Source organism: Streptomyces sp. NPDC050546, assembly GCF_044457425.1.
Classification (GTDB): domain Bacteria; phylum Actinomycetota; class Actinomycetes; order Streptomycetales; family Streptomycetaceae; genus Streptomyces.
On record NZ_JBITGX010000013.1, the window covers coordinates 76,283 to 92,281 of the forward strand.

Annotated in this window: 19 protein-coding genes; 6 read left to right on the forward strand and 13 right to left on the reverse strand. The window is 69.1% G+C overall.

Annotated features, from left to right (window positions below):
* Nucleotides 1-181: 181 nt before the first annotated feature.
* The 3 genes from ACIBK5_RS29555 to ACIBK5_RS29565 form a co-directional block, all read right to left on the reverse strand.
* On the reverse strand, nt 182-505 hold the full coding sequence (locus ACIBK5_RS29555) for an STAS domain-containing protein (protein WP_003993003.1): 324 nt from the start codon (nt 503-505) through the stop codon (nt 182-184).
* 149 nt (nt 506-654) lie between these two features.
* Nucleotides 655-1,503 (reverse strand): 3-hydroxyacyl-CoA dehydrogenase family protein, encoded by an 849-nt coding sequence (locus ACIBK5_RS29560; protein ID WP_382581231.1) that lies wholly within the window; start codon nt 1,501-1,503, stop codon nt 655-657.
* Nucleotides 1,504-1,631: 128 nt separating this feature from the next.
* A complete protein-coding gene (locus ACIBK5_RS29565) occupies nt 1,632-2,273 on the reverse strand; it encodes a TetR family transcriptional regulator (protein WP_391113616.1) in 642 nt (213 codons plus the stop codon).
* A 79-nt stretch (nt 2,274-2,352) separates the two neighbouring features.
* Here ACIBK5_RS29565 and ACIBK5_RS29570 point away from each other — a divergent pair, with 79 nt between their 5' ends.
* From ACIBK5_RS29570 to ACIBK5_RS29580, 3 genes are read left to right on the forward strand one after another with little or no spacing between them, the layout of a single operon-like run.
* A complete protein-coding gene (locus tag ACIBK5_RS29570) occupies nt 2,353-3,135 on the forward strand; it encodes an ABC transporter ATP-binding protein (protein WP_399024174.1) in 783 nt (260 codons plus the stop codon).
* Between the two features lie 11 nt (nt 3,136-3,146).
* Entirely contained in the window at nt 3,147-3,896 is a 750-nt protein-coding gene (locus ACIBK5_RS29575) for an ABC transporter permease (RefSeq protein WP_399024176.1), read from the forward strand.
* A 13-nt stretch (nt 3,897-3,909) separates the two neighbouring features.
* A complete protein-coding gene (locus ACIBK5_RS29580; RefSeq protein ID WP_399024177.1) occupies nt 3,910-4,482 on the forward strand; it encodes a cob(I)yrinic acid a,c-diamide adenosyltransferase in 573 nt (190 codons plus the stop codon).
* Here the strand turns inward: ACIBK5_RS29580 and ACIBK5_RS29585 are convergent.
* Together ACIBK5_RS29585 and ACIBK5_RS29590 are read right to left on the reverse strand one after the other, a co-directional pair.
* Nucleotides 4,479-4,667 carry a DUF5708 family protein gene (locus ACIBK5_RS29585; RefSeq protein WP_399024179.1) on the reverse strand — a complete coding sequence of 63 codons (189 nt, stop codon included), beginning with the start codon at nt 4,665-4,667 and terminating at the stop codon, nt 4,479-4,481. The genes ACIBK5_RS29580 and ACIBK5_RS29585 overlap by 4 nt on opposite strands.
* Nucleotides 4,664-5,248, reverse strand: a complete 585-nt coding sequence (locus ACIBK5_RS29590; protein ID WP_399024181.1) for a hypothetical protein — start codon at nt 5,246-5,248, stop codon at nt 4,664-4,666. Before ACIBK5_RS29590 ends, ACIBK5_RS29585 begins: the two co-directional genes overlap by 4 nt.
* A 151-nt stretch (nt 5,249-5,399) precedes the next feature.
* On the opposite strand from ACIBK5_RS29590, the gene ACIBK5_RS29595 reads away from it, so the two are divergent.
* The 3 genes from ACIBK5_RS29595 (at nt 5,400) to ACIBK5_RS29605 (ending at nt 9,169) form a co-directional block, all read left to right on the forward strand.
* Nucleotides 5,400-6,584 carry a sensor histidine kinase gene (locus tag ACIBK5_RS29595; protein ID WP_399024182.1) on the forward strand — a complete coding sequence of 395 codons (1,185 nt, stop codon included), beginning with the start codon at nt 5,400-5,402 and terminating at the stop codon, nt 6,582-6,584.
* Nucleotides 6,581-7,222, forward strand: a complete 642-nt coding sequence (locus ACIBK5_RS29600; RefSeq protein WP_399024184.1) for a response regulator — start codon at nt 6,581-6,583, stop codon at nt 7,220-7,222. Before ACIBK5_RS29595 ends, ACIBK5_RS29600 begins: the two co-directional genes overlap by 4 nt.
* 123 nt (nt 7,223-7,345) lie before the next feature.
* Nucleotides 7,346-9,169, forward strand: coding sequence for a glycosyl hydrolase family 18 protein (locus ACIBK5_RS29605; protein ID WP_399024185.1), 1,824 nt, complete (start codon nt 7,346-7,348; stop codon nt 9,167-9,169).
* Nucleotides 9,170-9,177: 8 nt separating this feature from the next.
* Here the strand turns inward: ACIBK5_RS29605 and ACIBK5_RS29610 are convergent, their stop codons facing one another.
* The 8 genes from ACIBK5_RS29610 to ACIBK5_RS29645 all read right to left on the reverse strand — a co-directional run bounded on the left by ACIBK5_RS29610 (nt 9,178) and on the right by ACIBK5_RS29645 (nt 15,975).
* Entirely contained in the window at nt 9,178-9,624 is a 447-nt protein-coding gene (locus ACIBK5_RS29610) for a DUF2550 domain-containing protein (RefSeq protein ID WP_399024187.1), read from the reverse strand.
* Nucleotides 9,625-9,754: 130 nt separating this feature from the next.
* Complete coding sequence (locus ACIBK5_RS29615; RefSeq protein ID WP_184590438.1) at nt 9,755-10,132, reverse strand: F0F1 ATP synthase subunit epsilon; 378 nt, start codon at nt 10,130-10,132, stop codon at nt 9,755-9,757.
* 116 nt (nt 10,133-10,248) lie between these two features.
* Nucleotides 10,249-11,685: a F0F1 ATP synthase subunit beta gene (gene atpD, locus ACIBK5_RS29620; RefSeq protein ID WP_399024190.1), complete on the reverse strand. Its 1,437-nt coding sequence runs from the start codon at nt 11,683-11,685 to the stop codon at nt 10,249-10,251.
* 2 nt (nt 11,686-11,687) lie between these two features.
* Nucleotides 11,688-12,605 carry a F0F1 ATP synthase subunit gamma gene (locus ACIBK5_RS29625; RefSeq protein ID WP_399024192.1) on the reverse strand — a complete coding sequence of 306 codons (918 nt, stop codon included), beginning with the start codon at nt 12,603-12,605 and terminating at the stop codon, nt 11,688-11,690.
* Nucleotides 12,606-12,625: 20 nt separating this feature from the next.
* Nucleotides 12,626-14,215 carry a F0F1 ATP synthase subunit alpha gene (gene atpA / locus ACIBK5_RS29630; protein WP_399024194.1) on the reverse strand — a complete coding sequence of 530 codons (1,590 nt, stop codon included), beginning with the start codon at nt 14,213-14,215 and terminating at the stop codon, nt 12,626-12,628.
* Between the two features lie 123 nt (nt 14,216-14,338).
* Entirely contained in the window at nt 14,339-15,154 is an 816-nt protein-coding gene (locus tag ACIBK5_RS29635) for a F0F1 ATP synthase subunit delta (protein ID WP_399024196.1), read from the reverse strand.
* Nucleotides 15,151-15,699 (reverse strand): F0F1 ATP synthase subunit B, encoded by a 549-nt coding sequence (locus ACIBK5_RS29640; RefSeq protein WP_398663748.1) that lies wholly within the window; start codon nt 15,697-15,699, stop codon nt 15,151-15,153. Before ACIBK5_RS29640 ends, ACIBK5_RS29635 begins: the two co-directional genes overlap by 4 nt.
* Nucleotides 15,700-15,738: 39 nt before the next feature.
* Nucleotides 15,739-15,975: an ATP synthase subunit C gene (locus tag ACIBK5_RS29645; protein WP_010040161.1), complete on the reverse strand. Its 237-nt coding sequence runs from the start codon at nt 15,973-15,975 to the stop codon at nt 15,739-15,741.
* Nucleotides 15,976-15,999: the final 24 nt, after the last annotated feature.

The following is a 15,999-nucleotide window of genomic DNA, read 5'->3' on the forward strand; positions in this document are numbered from 1 at the left end:
GCTCGAAGGGTGGCAAGGCAGCGGGCAGCCGAACCCTAAACCATTCGCACAGTATCTACGACAGTCCGGGGTACCGCGGCGTCCGAGACGTCACGGTCTCGTGAGGATTGTGCTCGTCGCACGATTCGACAAGGTCCGTCCGGGTCTCCCCGGTCGCCCGGTTCACACCCGTACTCCGGCGTCACACGCGGGGCAGTGTCTCCACCCCGATGCCCCCTTCGATCGCCAGGATCCGGTGCAGGCGGGTGGCCACCAGCAGGCGCTGCATCTGCGGCGGTACACCGCGCAGCACCAGGCGCCGGCCGCAGCGGCCGGCCCGCCGGTGGGCTCCCATGATCACGCCGAGTCCGGTGGCGTCCCAGGAGTCCAGTTCGGACAGGTCGAGCACGAGGTCGCCGACTCCGTCGTCGACGGCCGAGTGCAGGACCGTACGGGCGTCCGCCGCGCTCCGGACGTCGAGGCGGCCCCCGACGACCAGCTCGGCGTGGTCGCCCCTGATGTGCATATGCGCTCCCCGTGCGTGCGTCTCGTGCTCCGCGTTCTGATGCCGGTGATGCAACCTCTGACTGTGTGGAGGCGGCAGAGGTTGCTTCTTGTAAGCGAACCGATACCGAATTCACCCGGGGGTGTGATGCCCCCGGGGCATGTGCGGTTTCAGTGCTTGTAGAAGCCCTGCCCGCTCTTGCGTCCGATGTCACCGGCGTCAACCATCCGGCGCATCAGCTCGGGAGCAGCGAACTTCTCGTCCTGGGACTCGGTGTAGATGTTGCTGGTGGCGTGCAGCAGGATGTCGACGCCCGTCAGGTCCGCCGTCGCCAGGGGTCCCATGGCGTGGCCGAAGCCCAGCTTGCAGGCGAGGTCGATGTCCTCGGCGCTCGCCACGCCCGACTCCTGCAGCTTCGCGGCCTCGACGACCAGGGCGCAGATGAGACGGGTCGTCACGAAGCCGGCGACGTCACGGTTGACGACGATGCAGGTCTTGCCGACCGACTCGGCGAACTCACGGGCCTTGGCGAGAGTTTCGTCGCTGGTCTTGTAGCCGCGGACCAGTTCGCACAGCTGCATCATCGGCACCGGCGAGAAGAAGTGCGCGCCGACGACCCGCTCGGGGCGCTCCGTCGCGGCCGCGATCTTGGTGATCGGGATGGCGGAGGTGTTGGAGGCGAGGATCGCCTCGTCCTTCACCAGCTTGTCGAGCGCGCGGAAGATCTCGTGCTTGATCTCGAGCTTCTCGAAGACGGCCTCGACGACGACGTCCGCGTCGGCCACGGCGTCCAGGTCGGTGGTGGCGGTGATCCGGGCGAGGGCGGCGTCGGCGTCGTGCGCCTCCAGCTTGCCCTTGGCGACGAACTTGTCGTACGAGGCCTTGATTCCGTCGGTGCCCCGCTTCAGCGCCTCGTCGGTGACGTCGCGCAGGACGACGTCCCAGCCCGCCTGTGCCGAGACCTGGGCGATACCGGCTCCCATGAGGCCGGCTCCGATGACGGCGAGCTTCCCTGCCACGTTACGACTCCCTGCTGACACGGCTCTTATGTATGCCTCTCGGGCGGACACTAGCGTTCGTGAGGCGCTGTGTGACCGCTAAGTAACGCGCGTCACGTCTCACATGACGGACATCACACCGGGCAGGGTCATGGGGCGGCTCGTACGGCGTAGTTGAGCACCTTCTCGCTCAACAGCTCCTCGATGTCGTCGAGGAGGACGAGCATCTCTCGTGATACTTCGTCCGGGTTGCGCCCCTTGACCATCTCGCGGCCGACGGCGACGAAGACGGTGCCGTGGATCCAGCAGATCTGACCGGCGATCAGCCCGGGCAGCGGGTCGCCGTCACCGGCGCCGGTCTCCTCGCGGAGGGTCGCCTCCAGGTTGTCCTGGACCTCCTGCTGGATGCTCCACAGCCGGGAGCGCAGCGGCGGCGCCTCGTCGATGCAGCGCATGAAGCGGTCGTAGCCCTCGATGAGGCCCATCCGGGGCGAGACGGCCTCGGTCTCGGCGCGCAGCTCGCGCAGCACCGCCCGGGCGGCCGACTCCCCCGCGTCCCGGCCGCGCACCCAGCGGGAGAGGCGGTCGACGACGCCCTGGGAGCGGTCGAAGAAGAGGTCCTCCTTGGCCGGGAAGTAGTTGTAGACGGTGTTCACGGAGACGTCGGCCGCCTCCGCCACCTCCGCGATCGTCACCGTCACGAACCCGTGCTCCAGGAACAGCCCGGTGGCGATGTCCGAGATGCGCTGCCTGGTCTCGCGTTTCTTCCGCTCCCTGAGTCCCTCAGCCATGTCCGAATCCTAGCTTCCCTGGGGAGTCTGAAAACTTGGAGTCATTGCAAACTTTAAGAGACTCTGTTTTTCTATGGGCATGGCAATCATCAGTACGGCCGGGCTCGCCCGTGCCTTCCGGACCAGGCGTGGGGTCGTGGAGGCCGTGCGCGGCATCGACCTGACCGTCCGCGAGGGCGAGATCCTCGGCTTCCTCGGCCCGAACGGCGCCGGCAAGACGACGACACTGCGCATGCTCACGACCCTGCTGGAGCCGACCGGCGGGGCCGCCACCGTCGCGGGCCATGACCTGGCGACCGACCCGGCGGGGGTGCGACAGGCCTGCGGCTACGTGGCGCAGTCCGGCGGGGTCGACCCGGGGATCACCGTGCGGGAGGAGCTGGTCACCCAGGGGCGCATGTACCGCCTGAACAGGGCGCGGGCCGCCGAGCGCGCCGAGGAACTCGCCCGCGACCTGGGCCTCACCGAACTGCTCGACCGCAAGTGCGCCGCGCTCTCCGGCGGGCAGCGGCGGCGGCTGGACATCGCGATGGCGCTCACCCACCGCCCGAAGGTGCTGTTCCTCGACGAGCCGACGACCGGTCTCGACCCCGGCAGCCGTGCCGACCTGTGGGACCTGGTGCGCCGGCTGCGCGACGAGCACGGCACGACCGTCTTCCTGACGACCCACTACCTCGACGAGGCCGACGCCCTCTCCGACCGGCTGGTCGTCGTCGACCAGGGCGTGGTGGTCGCCGAGGGCACCCCGAGCGCGCTGAAGCTCCGGTACGGAGGCTCGCTCGACGCCTCGCTCCAGGACACCTTCCTCGCCATCACCGGCCGCAGCGCCACCCCGGCCGACGCCGAACCCGTAGCCGTATAGGAATCCCAGAGATGCTCTTCCACGACACCGCGCTTGTCTACGGGCGCTATCTCCGCCAGTCCCTGCGCTCCCGATTCGCCCTGCTCTTCGGCGTCCTGATGCCGCTGCTCTACCTGCTGTTCTTCGGTCCCCTGCTCACGGACCTGCCGCTCGGCGGGCAGGGCAGCTCCTGGCAGGTGCTCGTCCCCGGACTGCTGCTCCAACTGGGGCTGTTCGGGGCGTCGTTCGCCGGCTTCTCGATCATCATCGAGAAGGGCCACGGGGTGGTCGAACGCATGCGCGTCACCCCGGTGAGCCGGCTGGCCCTGCTGCTCGGCCGGGTGCTGCGGGACGCCACGGTGTTCGTCTTCCAGGCGGTGCTGCTGGTGCTGGCGGCGATGGCGATGGGGCTGCGGGCCCCGCTGGGAGGCGTGCTGATCGGCTTCGGGTTCGTCGCCCTGCTCTCGCTCTCGCTGGCCTCGCTGTCGTACGCGCTGGCCATGAAGCTGAGCACCCCGCAGAGCTTCGGCCCGGCGGTCAACGCGCTGACCATGCCGTCCATGCTCCTGTCCGGCCTGATGCTCCCGATGACCCTGGGCCCGGCCTGGCTGGACGTGCTGTCGCACCTCATGCCGTTCCGCTATCTGGTGGACGCGGTGCGGGACGCCTACGTCGGCAGCTACACGACGGCGCCCATGCTCTACGGCGTTCTGGTGGCCGTCGGCCTCACGACCGCGTCCGTGACAGTGGGCACACGCGTGTTCCGAACCGCCGGAGCATAACTACGCTGGCCACATGGTCAATCTGACGCGCATCTACACCAGGACCGGCGACCAGGGCACCACCGCCCTCGGCGACATGAGCCGGGTCGCCAAGACCGACCTCAGGATCTCCGCGTACGCCGACGCCAACGAGGCGAACGCGGCGATCGGCGCGGCGATCGCCCTGGGCGGCCTGGACGAGGAGGTCGTCAAGGTCCTCACCCGTGTGCAGAACGACCTGTTCGACGTGGGCGCGGACCTGTCCACGCCGGTGGTGGAGAACCCCGAGTTCCCGCCGCTGCGGGTCGAGCAGTTCTACATCGACAAGCTCGAAGCGGACTGCGACCACTTCAACGAGCGGCTGGAGAAGCTCCGCTCCTTCATCCTGCCGGGCGGCACCCCGGGCGCGGCCCTGCTCCACCAGGCCTGCACCGTCGTACGCCGGGCGGAGCGCTCGACGTGGGCCGCCCTGGAGGTGCACGGCGAGACGATGAACCCCCTGACGGCGACCTACCTCAACCGCGCCTCCGACCTGCTGTTCATCCTCGCGAGGACGGCGAACAAGCAGGTCGGAGACGTGTTGTGGGTTCCGGGCGGCGAGCGCTAGGTTCTCCCCCGCGCGGCGTGCCAGAGGCCGTTGGCGGAGAGGACCCCGCCGACGATCATCATCACGATGCCGACCTTGGTGAGGGTGACGACGGGGACGTCGATGTCTCCGGTGAAGCGCCACAGCAGCAGGCCGATCAGGAAGGTGGCGACGCCTTCGGTCAGATACTGCTTTGCCTTGGTCATGACTGGATCCTTTCCTTCGATGTGCTGACAGTGGTGTCCTGCTCCCCGGCGGAGGGCTTGCGCGGCCAGACGAAGTAGCTCAGCGCGATCAGGCCGTGGATACCGGCCGCGCGCCAGGCGGTATAGCGCCAGCTCTCCAGGGAGGTGACGCGGCTCGGGTCGTCCACGTACCAGATGGCGCCCTGGAGCAGCACGGTCGCGACGACCGCGCCGATCAGCGTGCCCAGCCAGATGCTGGCCTCGTGGCGCGCGCGGGCCATGCCGTCGCGCGGGGGCTTCTGCGGAGGCGGGGCACCGCCGAACCGGTGGGCCGCGTGGCCGTCGAGCCACTTCACGGTGCGGTGGCCGTGCCCGACGGTGTAGCCGATGTACAGCGCGGCCAGGCCGTGCGTCCAGTTCGGGTCGGCACCGTTCTTCAGGTCCAGCGCGGTGGCGACCAGCAGGACGACCTCCAGCAGCGGCTCGCAGAGCAGCAGCGCCAGGCCGGTGCGCGGCATCTTCAGCAGGTAGCGGGCGCCGAGTCCGGCGGCCAGCAGTACCCAGAAGCCGATCTCGCAGGCGGCGATCAGTGCGACGATCACGGTTCGCTCCTCTCGGTCACCTTCAAGGCTCCCGGTCGGGGCGGCCGGAATCGTCGTCGCGACTGACGAACCCGCGGTACATCGAAAGATGCAGCCAGGGACCCTACGCGGGGATCACGCGCGTGGCGCCACGGCCGTGTTGGATGGAGTCATGGCCGTACGACTCCCCCGCCCACGCCGCTTCGACGTCTGCATCGCGACGGGCGGCCTGCTCGGCGGACTGCTGCTGTGGGGAGTCGGCCTGGCCACCAGACCGCACACCGAGGTGTACGTACTCCTGCCCGGGAGCTGGCCTGTCCTGCTGCCGCTGTTCGTCATGGCCGGCTGCGAGCTGCTGCGCCGGAGCGCCCCGCGCACGGGCCTGCTGATCGGCACGGCCGCGATCATCCTGGACGTCCTCACACAGGGCAACCTGGTCTCCATCCTGATGTACACCGACCTGATGTACGCGGCCGTTCTGTACGGCCCGCCCGCATCGGCCCACCGCATCCCGCGGATCACCGGGCTGCTCTCGGTGGCGGGGGCGGTGGTGCCGTTCGCGATCTGGCGCGAGCCCGAGGCACTGCTGATCGGCGTGATCACCGGCCTGGTCTCCTTCGGCCCCGCCGCCACCGGCCTGATCGTCCGCAACCACCGCGACGCGGCCGAGTCCGCCCGGCTGCGCGCCGAGCAGACCGCGCTGCTCGCCGAGATGGACCGCACCCAGGCGGTCACCGCAGAACGCGCCCGGATGGCCCGCGAACTGCACGACATGGTCGCCAACCACCTGTCCGCGATCGCCATCCACTCCACGGCCGCCCTCTCCCTCGACGACCCGAAGACCTCCCAGGACGCCCTGGTCGTGATCCGCGAGAACAGCGTGGAAGGGCTCTCGGAGATGCGGCGGCTCATCGGGATCCTCCGGGACTCCAGCGGTGACACCGAGCCGGTCGCCGCCCCCACCCTCGACGGACTCGGCGCCCTGGTCGAGGGGGCCCGCACCAACGGCCTCGACGTCACGCTCGACGCCTCCCACGGAACGGTCCCGGCGCCCGTGGAACTCGCCGCCTACCGCATCGTCCAGGAGTCGCTCACCAACGCCCTCAAGCACGCCGGCCACGGCCGGGTCACCGTGTCCCTCGCCCAGCGGGACGGGCTGCTGACCGTCGCGGTGACCAGCCCCTACGGCGACCGAGACGGGCCGAGCGCCCCCGGCTCGGGCGCCGGTCTGGTCGGCATGCGGGAACGCACGGCGCTGCTGGACGGCACGTTCGAAGCCGGCCCCGAGGACTCGCCGCAGGGCAAGATCTGGGTCGTACGCGCGACCCTGCCCGTCACCGAAGGAGAACCCGCATGATCCGCGTCCTGGTCGCCGAGGACCAGTCCGCCGTCCGCGCCGGACTGGTGCTCATCCTGCGCAGCGCGCCCGACATCGAGGTCGTCGGCGAGGCTGCGGACGGCGAGCAGGCGGTGGCGCTGGCCCGCGAGCTGCGGCCGGACCTGGTGCTGATGGACGTTCAGATGCCGCGCCTGGACGGGGTGTCGGCGACCCGCCAGGTCGTCACGGAACGGCTCGCCGACGTACTGGTGCTGACGACGTTCGACCTCGACGAGTACGTCTTCGGGGCGCTGCGGGCGGGCGCGTCCGGCTTCCTGCTGAAGAACACCGAGGCGAGGCAGCTGCTGGAGGCCGTACGGACGGTCGCGCGCGGGGAAGGGCTGATCTCCCCGGCGGTCACGCGGCGGCTGATCGCGGAGTTCGCCGCGAAGCCGACACGGGAGCCCACGGCCGACCCGGCCGTCCTCGACCGGCTGACCCGGCGCGAGCGCGAGGTGCTGTCGTGCCTCGGCGAGGGCCTGTCCAACGCGGACATCGCCGATCGGCTCGACATGGCCGAGGCGACCGTGAAGACCCATGTCAGCAGGCTGCTGGCGAAGCTGGAGCTGCGCAGCCGGGTACAAGCGGCGGTGCTGGCGCAGGAGTTGGGTATCTGACCCAACCGTGGGGAGCGGTGGTCCAGACCTATTGACCGGTGGTCCAGACCTTTCTATTCTCACCGCACCATGAGGGACGTGAGGCTCAGTCACGCCCCGACCACCCCACAAGGGAGGCGCAGCATGCGCTTCAGACACAGAGCCGCGGCAGGGTTCGCGAGCCTGTTGCTCCCGCTGGCCGGTCTCGTCGGCCTCGCGAGCCCCGCAGAGGCCGCGACATCCGCGACCGCCACCTACGCCAAGACCCAGGACTGGGGCTCCGGCTTCGAGGGCAAGTGGACGGTGAGGAACACCGGCACGACCGCCCTCAGCTCCTGGACCGTCGAGTGGGACTTCCCCTCCGGTACGTCCGTCACCTCAGCCTGGGACGCCGACGTCACCTCCTCCGGCACTCACTGGACCGCCAAGAACAAGTCCTGGAACGGCACCCTCGCCCCCGGCGCGTCCGTCTCCTTCGGCTTCAACGGCACCGGCTCCGGCTCCCCGTCGAACTGCGAGCTCAACGGCGGCAGCTGCGACGGCGGCAGCACTCCGGGAGACGCCGCTCCCTCCGCCCCCGGCACCCCCACCGCCTCGGACATCACCGACACCTCGGTGAAGCTGTCCTGGAGCGCCGCCACCGACGACAAGGGCGTCAAGAACTACGACGTCCTGCGCGACGGCGCCAAGGTCGCCACCGTGACGACGACGTCGTACTCGGACACCGGCCTGACCGCCGGCACCGACTACTCCTACACCGTCCGGGCCCGCGACACCACCGACCAGACCGGCCCGGTCAGCGGCGCCCGCGCGGTGCGCACCACCGGCGGCACCACCGAGCCCCCGCCCACGGGCGACAAGGTCAAGCTCGGCTACTTCGTCGAGTGGGGCGTCTACGGCCGCAACTACCACGTCAAGAACCTGGTGTCCTCGGGCTCGGCCTCGAAGATCACCCATATCAACTACGCGTTCGGCAACGTCAAGAACGGTCAGTGCACCGTCGACGACACCTACGCCGCCTACGACAAGGCCTACACCGCCGACCAGTCCGTCAGCGGCACCGCCGACACCTGGGACCAGCCGCTGCGCGGCAACTTCAACCAGCTCCGCCAGCTGAAGGCCAAGTACCCGCACATCAAGGTGCTGTACTCCTTCGGCGGCTGGACCTACTCGGGCGGCTTCGGCCAGGCCGCGCAGAACGCCGCCGCGTTCGCCAAGTCCTGCAAGGCCGTCGTCGAGGACCCGCGCTGGGCCGACGTCTTCGACGGCATCGACATCGACTGGGAGTACCCGAACGCCTGCGGCCTGACCTGTGACACGTCCGGCCCGGCGGCCTTCAGGAACCTGATGTCCGCGCTGCGCACGGAGTTCGGCTCGAAGTACCTGGTCACCGCGGCCATCACCGCCGACGGCTCCTCCGGCGGCAAGATCGACGCGGCCGACTACGGCGGCGCCGCTCAGTACCTCGACTGGTACAACGTGATGACGTACGACTACTTCGGCGCCTTCGACAAGGACGGCCCGACCGCCCCGCACTCCCCGCTCACCTCGTACCCCGGGATCCCGCAGGCCGGCTTCAACTCGGCCGACGCGATCGCCAAGCTGAAGGCGAAGGGCGTCCCGTCCGCCAAGCTGCTGCTCGGCATCGGCTTCTACGGCCGCGGCTGGACCGGCGTCACCCAGTCGGCACCGGGCGGATCGGCGACCGGCGCGGCTCCCGGTACGTATGAGGCGGGCATCGAGGACTACAAGGTCCTGAAGAACTCCTGCCCGGCCACCGGCACGATCGCGGGCACGGCGTACGCCCACTGCGGCAGCAACTGGTGGTCGTACGACACCCCGTCGACCATCGCCGGAAAGATGAGCTGGGCCAGGAACCAGGGCCTCGGCGGCGCGTTCTTCTGGGAGTTCAGCGGTGACACCGGCAATGGAGAGCTGGTGAACGCGATCAACAACGGGCTCAACTGACCTGAGAACTAAGCGACATTGACGCGCTGACCGGGCGGGGCTGCCTCGAGCCACGCGAGGAAACCGGTCAGCGCGTCTTCGCTCATCGCGAGTTCGAGACGCGAGCCCCGGTGCAGACAGGCCAGGATCACATGCTCGGAGAGCAGCGCCAGCTCCTCCTCGCCCTCCGGGACGCGGCGGCCGGCCACCTCGATGGCGGAGCGCTCCAGGGTGCGGCGCGGGCGCGGCGAGTACGAGAAGACGCGGTACCACTCGACGCGGTCGCCGTTGTACCGGGCCACTCCGTACGCCCAGCCTTTGCCGTTGGTGTCGCCCTGCTCGGGGACGCCCCAGCGCAGGCTGGCGTCGAAGGTGCCGCCCGAGCGCTGGATGAGCCGACGGCGCAGACCGAAGACGAACAGCCCCACCACCACTAGGGCCACCACGATTCCGCACACAGTCAGAGCGAGGACCATCGACACCGACCTCCTCGTCTCCTAGGTAACGGAACGGAAAAATCTCCCACATCTGCCTCAGCCGCGGCTGGGTCCGGATCTCTCCGGTACCCAGCCGCGGCTGAGTGACGACTTCACACGGCGGACAGGGTCAGCGCGCCGCCGTGGCCGCACGCAGACGGACGTCCGCGCGGCGCTGGGCGTCCGCGTCGTCCTCCGCCTTCGCGCGCTCCAGCTCCTGCTCCGCGCGCTGGACATCGATCTCGTCCGACAGCTCGGCGACTTCGGCCAGCAGCGAGAGCTTGTCGTCCGCGAACGAGATGAAACCGCCGTGGACCGCGGCGACGACCGTCCCGCCGTCGCTCGTACGGATGGTCACCGGGCCCGACTCCAGCACACCGAGCAGCGGCTGGTGACCGGGCATGACGCCGATGTCGCCGGACGTGGTGCGCGCGACGACCAGGGTGGCCTGGCCGGACCAGACCTCACGGTCGGCGGCGACCAGCGCGACGTGCAGCTCAGCAGCCAAGGTGGCTCCTCGGGTCACCACCCGGCGGTAGTGCCGGGTGTTGGTTACAAGTCTAGTAGGCGTGACAGAGGGGGCGGGACGAACCCCGCCCCCTCAAGACTCGAGCGCGGCTCGGGTCAGGAGACGCCCAGCTCCTTGGCGTTGTTCTTCAGGTCCTCGAGACCACCGCACATGAAGAACGCCTGCTCCGGGAAGTGGTCGTACTCGCCGTCGCAGATCGCGTTGAACGCGGCGATCGACTCGTCCAGCGGCACGTCCGAACCGTCCACACCGGTGAACTGCTTGGCGGCGTGGGTGTTCTGGGACAGGAAGCGCTCCACGCGACGGGCACGGTGGACAACGAGCTTGTCCTCCTCGCCGAGCTCGTCGATACCGAGGATCGCGATGATGTCCTGCAGGTCCTTGTACTTCTGCAGGATGTTCTTCACGCGCATCGCGGCGTTGTAGTGGTCCGCCGCGATGTACCGCGGGTCGAGGATGCGGGACGTCGAGTCCAGCGGGTCCACGGCCGGGTAGATGCCCTTCTCGGAGATCGGACGGGAGAGAACCGTCGTCGCGTCGAGGTGGGCGAAGGTGGTGGCCGGGGCCGGGTCGGTCAGGTCGTCCGCGGGGACGTAGATCGCCTGCATCGAGGTGATCGAGTGACCACGGGTCGAGGTGATGCGCTCCTGCAGGGTGCCCATCTCGTCGGCCAGGTTCGGCTGGTAGCCCACCGCGGAGGGCATACGGCCGAGCAGGGTCGACACCTCGGAACCGGCCTGGGTGAAGCGGAAGATGTTGTCGATGAAGAACAGCACGTCCTGCTTCTGGACGTCACGGAAGTACTCCGCCATCGTCAGGCCGGCCAGGGCCACGCGCAGACGGGTGCCCGGGGGCTCGTCCATCTGGCCGAAGACCAGGGCGGTCTTGTCCAGAACGCCGGACTCTTCCATCTCCGCGATGAGGTCGTTGCCCTCACGGGTGCGCTCACCGACGCCCGCGAAGACGGAGACGCCCTCGTGGAGGTTGGCGACACGCATGATCATTTCCTGGATCAGCACGGTCTTGCCGACACCGGCACCACCGAACAGACCGATCTTGCCGCCCTTGACGTACGGGGTGAGAAGGTCGACGACCTTCAGGCCCGTCTCGAACATCTCGGTCTTCGACTCGAGCTGGTCGAACGCGGGGGCCTTGCGGTGGATGGACCAGCGCTCGCCCTCGTAGGTCTCGTCGCTGTTCAGCACCTCACCGAGGGTGTTGAACACCTTGCCCTTGGTGAAGTCACCGACGGGGACGGAGATGCCCGCGCCCGTGTCGGTCACCGAGGCCTGGCGGACCAGACCGTCCGTGGGCTGCATGGAGATCGCGCGGACCAGGCCGTCACCCAGGTGCTGGGCGACCTCCAGGGTCAGCGTCTTCTTCTCGCCCGCCAGCGCCGGGTCGGCGACCTCGACGTGAAGGGCGTTGTAGATGTCCGGCATCGCGTCGACGGGGAACTCCACGTCGACGACCGGGCCGATGACCCGCGCGACGCGGCCCGTCGCCGTGGCCGTCTCAACAGTGGTGGTCATTTTCAGTCACTCCCCGCGGTCGCGTCGGCCAGGGCACTGGCACCACCGACGATCTCGCTGATTTCCTGGGTGATTTCGGCCTGGCGGGCCTGGTTGGCAAGCCGGGTGAGGTTCTCGATGAGATCACCGGCGTTGTCGGTCGCCGACTTCATCGCGCGCCGCGTGGCGGCGTGCTTCGAGGCGGCCGACTGGAGCAGCGCGTTGTAGATGCGGCTCTCGACGTAGCGCGGCAGCAGGGCGTCCAGGACGTCCTCCGCCGAGGGCTCGAAGTCGAACAGCGGGAGGATCTCGCCCTTGCTCGGCTTCGCCTCCTCCGCGACCTCGTCGAGGCTAAGCGGCAGCAGCCGCGCCTCGACAGCCGTCTGCGTCATCATCGACACGAACTCGGTGTAGACGATGTGGAGCTCGTCCACGCCGCCCTCGGCCGTCTCCGTCTCGATCGCCTCGATCAGCGGGGCCGCGACCTTCTTGGCGTCCGCGTACGAGGGGTCGTCGGTGAAGCCCGTGAACGACTCCGCGATCTTGCGCTCGCGGAAGTTGTAGTGGGCGACACCACGGCGGCCGACGATGTAGTTGACGACCTCCTTGCCCTCACCCTCGAGCTGCGCGGTGAGCCTCTCCGCGGCCTTGATGGCGTTGGAGTTGAAGGCGCCGGCCAGACCACGGTCGCTCGTGAGGAGCAGGACCGCGGCGCGGGTCGGGTTCTCCGCCTCCGTCGTCAGCGGGTGCTTGGTGTTCGACCCGGTGGCGACCGCGGTGACCGCGCGGGTGAGCTCGGTCGCATACGGGGTGGAGGCCGCCACCTTGCGCTGCGCCTTGACGACGCGCGAGGCGGCGATCATCTCCATCGCCTTCGTGATCTTCTTGGTCGCGGAGACGGATCGGATGCGACGCTTGTAGACCCGGAGCTGGGCTCCCATGAGTCAGGTCCCTTCCGTCGTCACTTACCGGCAGCCGGGGTGTCCTCGCCGAGCAGCTTGCCGTCGGAGGTCTCGAACTGCTTCTTGAACTCCGCGATGGCGTCGGCCATGGCCTGGAGGGTGTCGTCCGACATCTTGCCGCCCTCGCGGATGGAGGTCAGCAGGCCCTGCTCCTTGCGGTGCAGGTACTCCAGCAGCTCCTTCTCGAAGCGGCGGATGTCGGCGACCGGGACCTCGTCCATCTTGCCGGTGGTGCCGGCCCAGATGGAGACGACCTGGTCCTCGGTGGCCATCGGCTGGTACTGCGGCTGCTTCAGCAGCTCGACCATGCGCTGACCACGCTCGAGCTGAGCCTTGGACGCGGCGTCCAGGTCGGAACCGAAGGCGGCGAACGCCTCCAGCTCACGGAACTGGGCGAGGTCCACGCGGAGGCGGCCGGACACCTGGCGGATCGCCTTGTGCTGCGCGGAACCACCGACTCGGGAGACCGAGATACCGACGTTCAGCGCGGGACGCTGACCGGCGTTGAACAGGTCCGACTCCAGGAAGCACTGGCCGTCGGTGATGGAGATGACGTTGGTCGGGATGAACGCCGAGACGTCGTTGGCCTTGGTCTCGACGATCGGCAGACCGGTCATCGAGCCGGCGCCCATCTCGTCGGAGAGCTTGGCGCAGCGCTCCAGCAGGCGGGAGTGCAGGTAGAAGACGTCACCCGGGTAGGCCTCACGGCCCGGCGGGCGGCGCAGCAGCAGCGACACGGCGCGGTAGGCGTCGGCCTGCTTCGACAGGTCGTCGAAGATGATGAGGACGTGCTTGCCGTCGTACATCCACTGCTGGCCGATGGCCGAACCGGTGTACGGCGCCAGGTACTTGAAGCCGGCCGGGTCGGACGCCGGGGCGGCGACGATGGTCGTGTACTCCAGCGCGCCGGCCTCCTCCAGAGCGCCGCGCACACCGGCGATGGTGGAGCCCTTCTGGCCGATGGCGACGTAGATGCAGCGGACCTGCTTGTCCGGGTCGCCCGAGCGCCAGTTGTCGCGCTGGTTGATGATCGTGTCGACGGCCAGGGCGGTCTTGCCGGTCTGGCGGTCGCCGATGATCAGCTGACGCTGGCCACGGCCGATCGGGGTCATGGTGTCGACGGCCTTGTAGCCCGTCTCCATCGGCTGGTGGACCGACTTACGGACCATGACGCCCGGGGCCTGCAGCTCCAGGGCGCGACGGCCGTCCGTCTCGATCTCGCCGAGGCCGTCGATCGGGTTGCCGAGGGGGTCCACCACGCGGCCGAGGTAGCCCTCGCCCACCGCGACGGAGAGAACCTCACCGGTGCGCTGCACCGGCTGCCCCTCCTCGACGCCGCTGAACTCGCCGAGGACGATGGCACCGATCTCGCGCTCCTCGAGGTTGAGGGCGAGGCCGAGGGTGCCGTCCTCGAACTTCAGCAGCTCGTTGGCCATGGCCGAGGGCAGACCCTCGACCTTCGCGATGCCGTCGCCGGCAAAGGTGACCGTACCGACCTCCTCGCGCGAGGCCGCGTCCGGCTTGTACGCCTGGACGAAGTTCTCCAGCGCGTCCCGGATCTCCTCCGGCCGGATCGTGAGCTCCGCCATCTGGGTTCCCTGCTCTCCTTGTTGGGCCCGAAGTTTCTTTGGGGGTCTGGGGGCGACCCCCAGGATTCTTCTGCACGGCCCAACCAGGGCCGTCGTAAGTACGTGGTGCTATTGAGTTGCTGCTCAGCTCGCCAGGCGGCGGCTCGCGTCCTCCAGCCGGTCCGCGAGGGAGCCGTTGATGACCTCGTCGCCGACCTGCACCCGGATTCCGCCGAGGACCTCGGGGTCCACGTCCAGGTTGAGGTGCATCTGGCGGCCGTAGATCTTCGCGAGGGCGGCACCCAGGCGTCGCTTCTGCGGGTCGCTCAGCGGCACCGCCGAGGTGACGATGGCCACCATGCGGTCCCGGCGCTCGGCGGCGAGCTTGGACAGGGACTCAAGTCCCGACTCCAGGCTACGTCCCCGCGGCGCGGTCACAAGGCGCGTCACCAGACGCTCGGTCGCCGACTGCGCCCTGCCCCCGAGCAGGCTGCGCAGCAGCTCGCCCTTGGCCGAGGTGGTGGCCTTCCGGTCGGTCAGCGCGGCACGCAGCCCGGTGCTGCCGGAGACGATCCGGCCGAACCGGAAGAGCTCGTCCTCGACGTCGTCGAGCTTGCCGGCCTTCTGCGCGGCGGTGAGGTCGGCCGTGTCGGCCAGCTGCTCCAGCGCGTCCACCAGGTCGCGCGACTGCGACCAGCGGGAGCGCACCATGCCGGCAACCAGGTCGGCGGCCGGGCCGCTGACCTGGGTGCCGAGCAGACGCTGGGCCAGCTCGGCCTTCGCCTCTCCGGCCTGCGCCGGGTCGGTGAGGACCCGACGCAGCGATACCTCGCGGTGGAGCAGAGCGGTGACGGCGGCCAGCTCGTCGGCGAGCGAGCCCGCGTCGGCGGACGTGGAGTCCGTCAGCGCGTCGAGACGCTCTCGTGCGGCTGCCAGGGCCTCGCGGCTCGCTCCGTTCATCGCCCGGCCTCGGCCTTCTCCTCGAGCTCGTCGAGGAACCGGTCGATCACACGGCTCTGGCGGGCGTGGTCCTCGAGGGACTCCCCGACGAGCTTGCCGGCCAGGTCGGTGGCGAGCTTGCCGACGTCCTGACGCAGCGCGGACGCGGCGGCCTTGCGGTCGGCCTCGATCTGCGAGTGGCCGGCGGCGACGATCTCCTCGCGCTGACGCTGGCCCTCGGCCCGCATCTCGGCGATGAGCGTGGCGCCCTGCTCCTGCGCCTCCTGGCGCAGACGCGCGGCCTCGTGCCGGGCCTCGGCGAGCTGTGCCTTGTACTGCTCAAGGACGCTCTGGGCCTCGACCTTCATGGTCTCGGCCTCTTCGATACCGCCTTCGATCGCCGCGCGGCGCTCCTCCAGAACCTTGTTGATGTTCGGAAGCAGCTTCTTCCAGAAGAAGAAGAACACGATGGCGAAGGCGATGGTGCCGACGAGCAGCTCGGGGCCCGGAGGCATGAGCGGGTTCTGCTCTTCCTCGGCCGCCAGCTGCACCAGGTTGGCGATCACATCAGTGCCTTTCGTCGAAACGTGTCGGTGAGCAGGAAATTACTGACCGAACACGAACGGCATAACGATGCCGATGAGGGCGAGCGCCTCACAGAACGCGAAGCCCAGGATCTGGTTGGCACGGATCAGGCCGGCGGCCTCGGGCTGGCGGGCCAGGGCCTGGGTGCCGTTGCCGAAGATGATGCCGACGCCGATGCCGGGGCCGATGGCGGAGAGGCCGTAGCCGATGGAGCCGAGCGAACCGGAGACAGCGGCAAGGGTCTCAGTGGCAGCCATGCTGAATCTTCCTTCTCTTTCACG

Excerpts from the sequence above, each read along its gene's own strand:
- ACIBK5_RS29555 (WP_003993003.1), bottom strand. The coding sequence starts at position 505 with ATGCACATCAGGGGCGACCACGCCGAGCTGGTCGTCGGGGGCCGCCTC.
- ACIBK5_RS29565 (WP_391113616.1), bottom strand. The coding sequence starts at position 2,273 with ATGGCTGAGGGACTCAGGGAGCGGAAGAAACGCGAGACCAGGCAGCGC.
- ACIBK5_RS29570 (WP_399024174.1), top strand. The coding sequence starts at position 2,353 with ATGGCAATCATCAGTACGGCCGGGCTCGCCCGTGCCTTCCGGACCAGG.
- ACIBK5_RS29575 (WP_399024176.1), top strand. The coding sequence starts at position 3,147 with ATGCTCTTCCACGACACCGCGCTTGTCTACGGGCGCTATCTCCGCCAG.
- ACIBK5_RS29580 (WP_399024177.1), top strand. The coding sequence starts at position 3,910 with ATGGTCAATCTGACGCGCATCTACACCAGGACCGGCGACCAGGGCACC.
- ACIBK5_RS29585 (WP_399024179.1), bottom strand. The coding sequence starts at position 4,667 with ATGACCAAGGCAAAGCAGTATCTGACCGAAGGCGTCGCCACCTTCCTG.
- ACIBK5_RS29595 (WP_399024182.1), top strand. The coding sequence starts at position 5,400 with ATGGCCGTACGACTCCCCCGCCCACGCCGCTTCGACGTCTGCATCGCG.
- ACIBK5_RS29600 (WP_399024184.1), top strand. The coding sequence starts at position 6,581 with ATGATCCGCGTCCTGGTCGCCGAGGACCAGTCCGCCGTCCGCGCCGGA.
- ACIBK5_RS29605 (WP_399024185.1), top strand. The coding sequence starts at position 7,346 with ATGCGCTTCAGACACAGAGCCGCGGCAGGGTTCGCGAGCCTGTTGCTC.
- ACIBK5_RS29610 (WP_399024187.1), bottom strand. The coding sequence starts at position 9,624 with ATGGTCCTCGCTCTGACTGTGTGCGGAATCGTGGTGGCCCTAGTGGTG.
- atpD (WP_399024190.1), bottom strand. The coding sequence starts at position 11,685 with ATGACCACCACTGTTGAGACGGCCACGGCGACGGGCCGCGTCGCGCGG.
- ACIBK5_RS29625 (WP_399024192.1), bottom strand. The coding sequence starts at position 12,605 with ATGGGAGCCCAGCTCCGGGTCTACAAGCGTCGCATCCGATCCGTCTCC.
- atpA (WP_399024194.1), bottom strand. The coding sequence starts at position 14,215 with ATGGCGGAGCTCACGATCCGGCCGGAGGAGATCCGGGACGCGCTGGAG.
- ACIBK5_RS29635 (WP_399024196.1), bottom strand. The coding sequence starts at position 15,154 with ATGAACGGAGCGAGCCGCGAGGCCCTGGCAGCCGCACGAGAGCGTCTC.
- ACIBK5_RS29645 (WP_010040161.1), bottom strand. The coding sequence starts at position 15,975 with ATGGCTGCCACTGAGACCCTTGCCGCTGTCTCCGGTTCGCTCGGCTCC.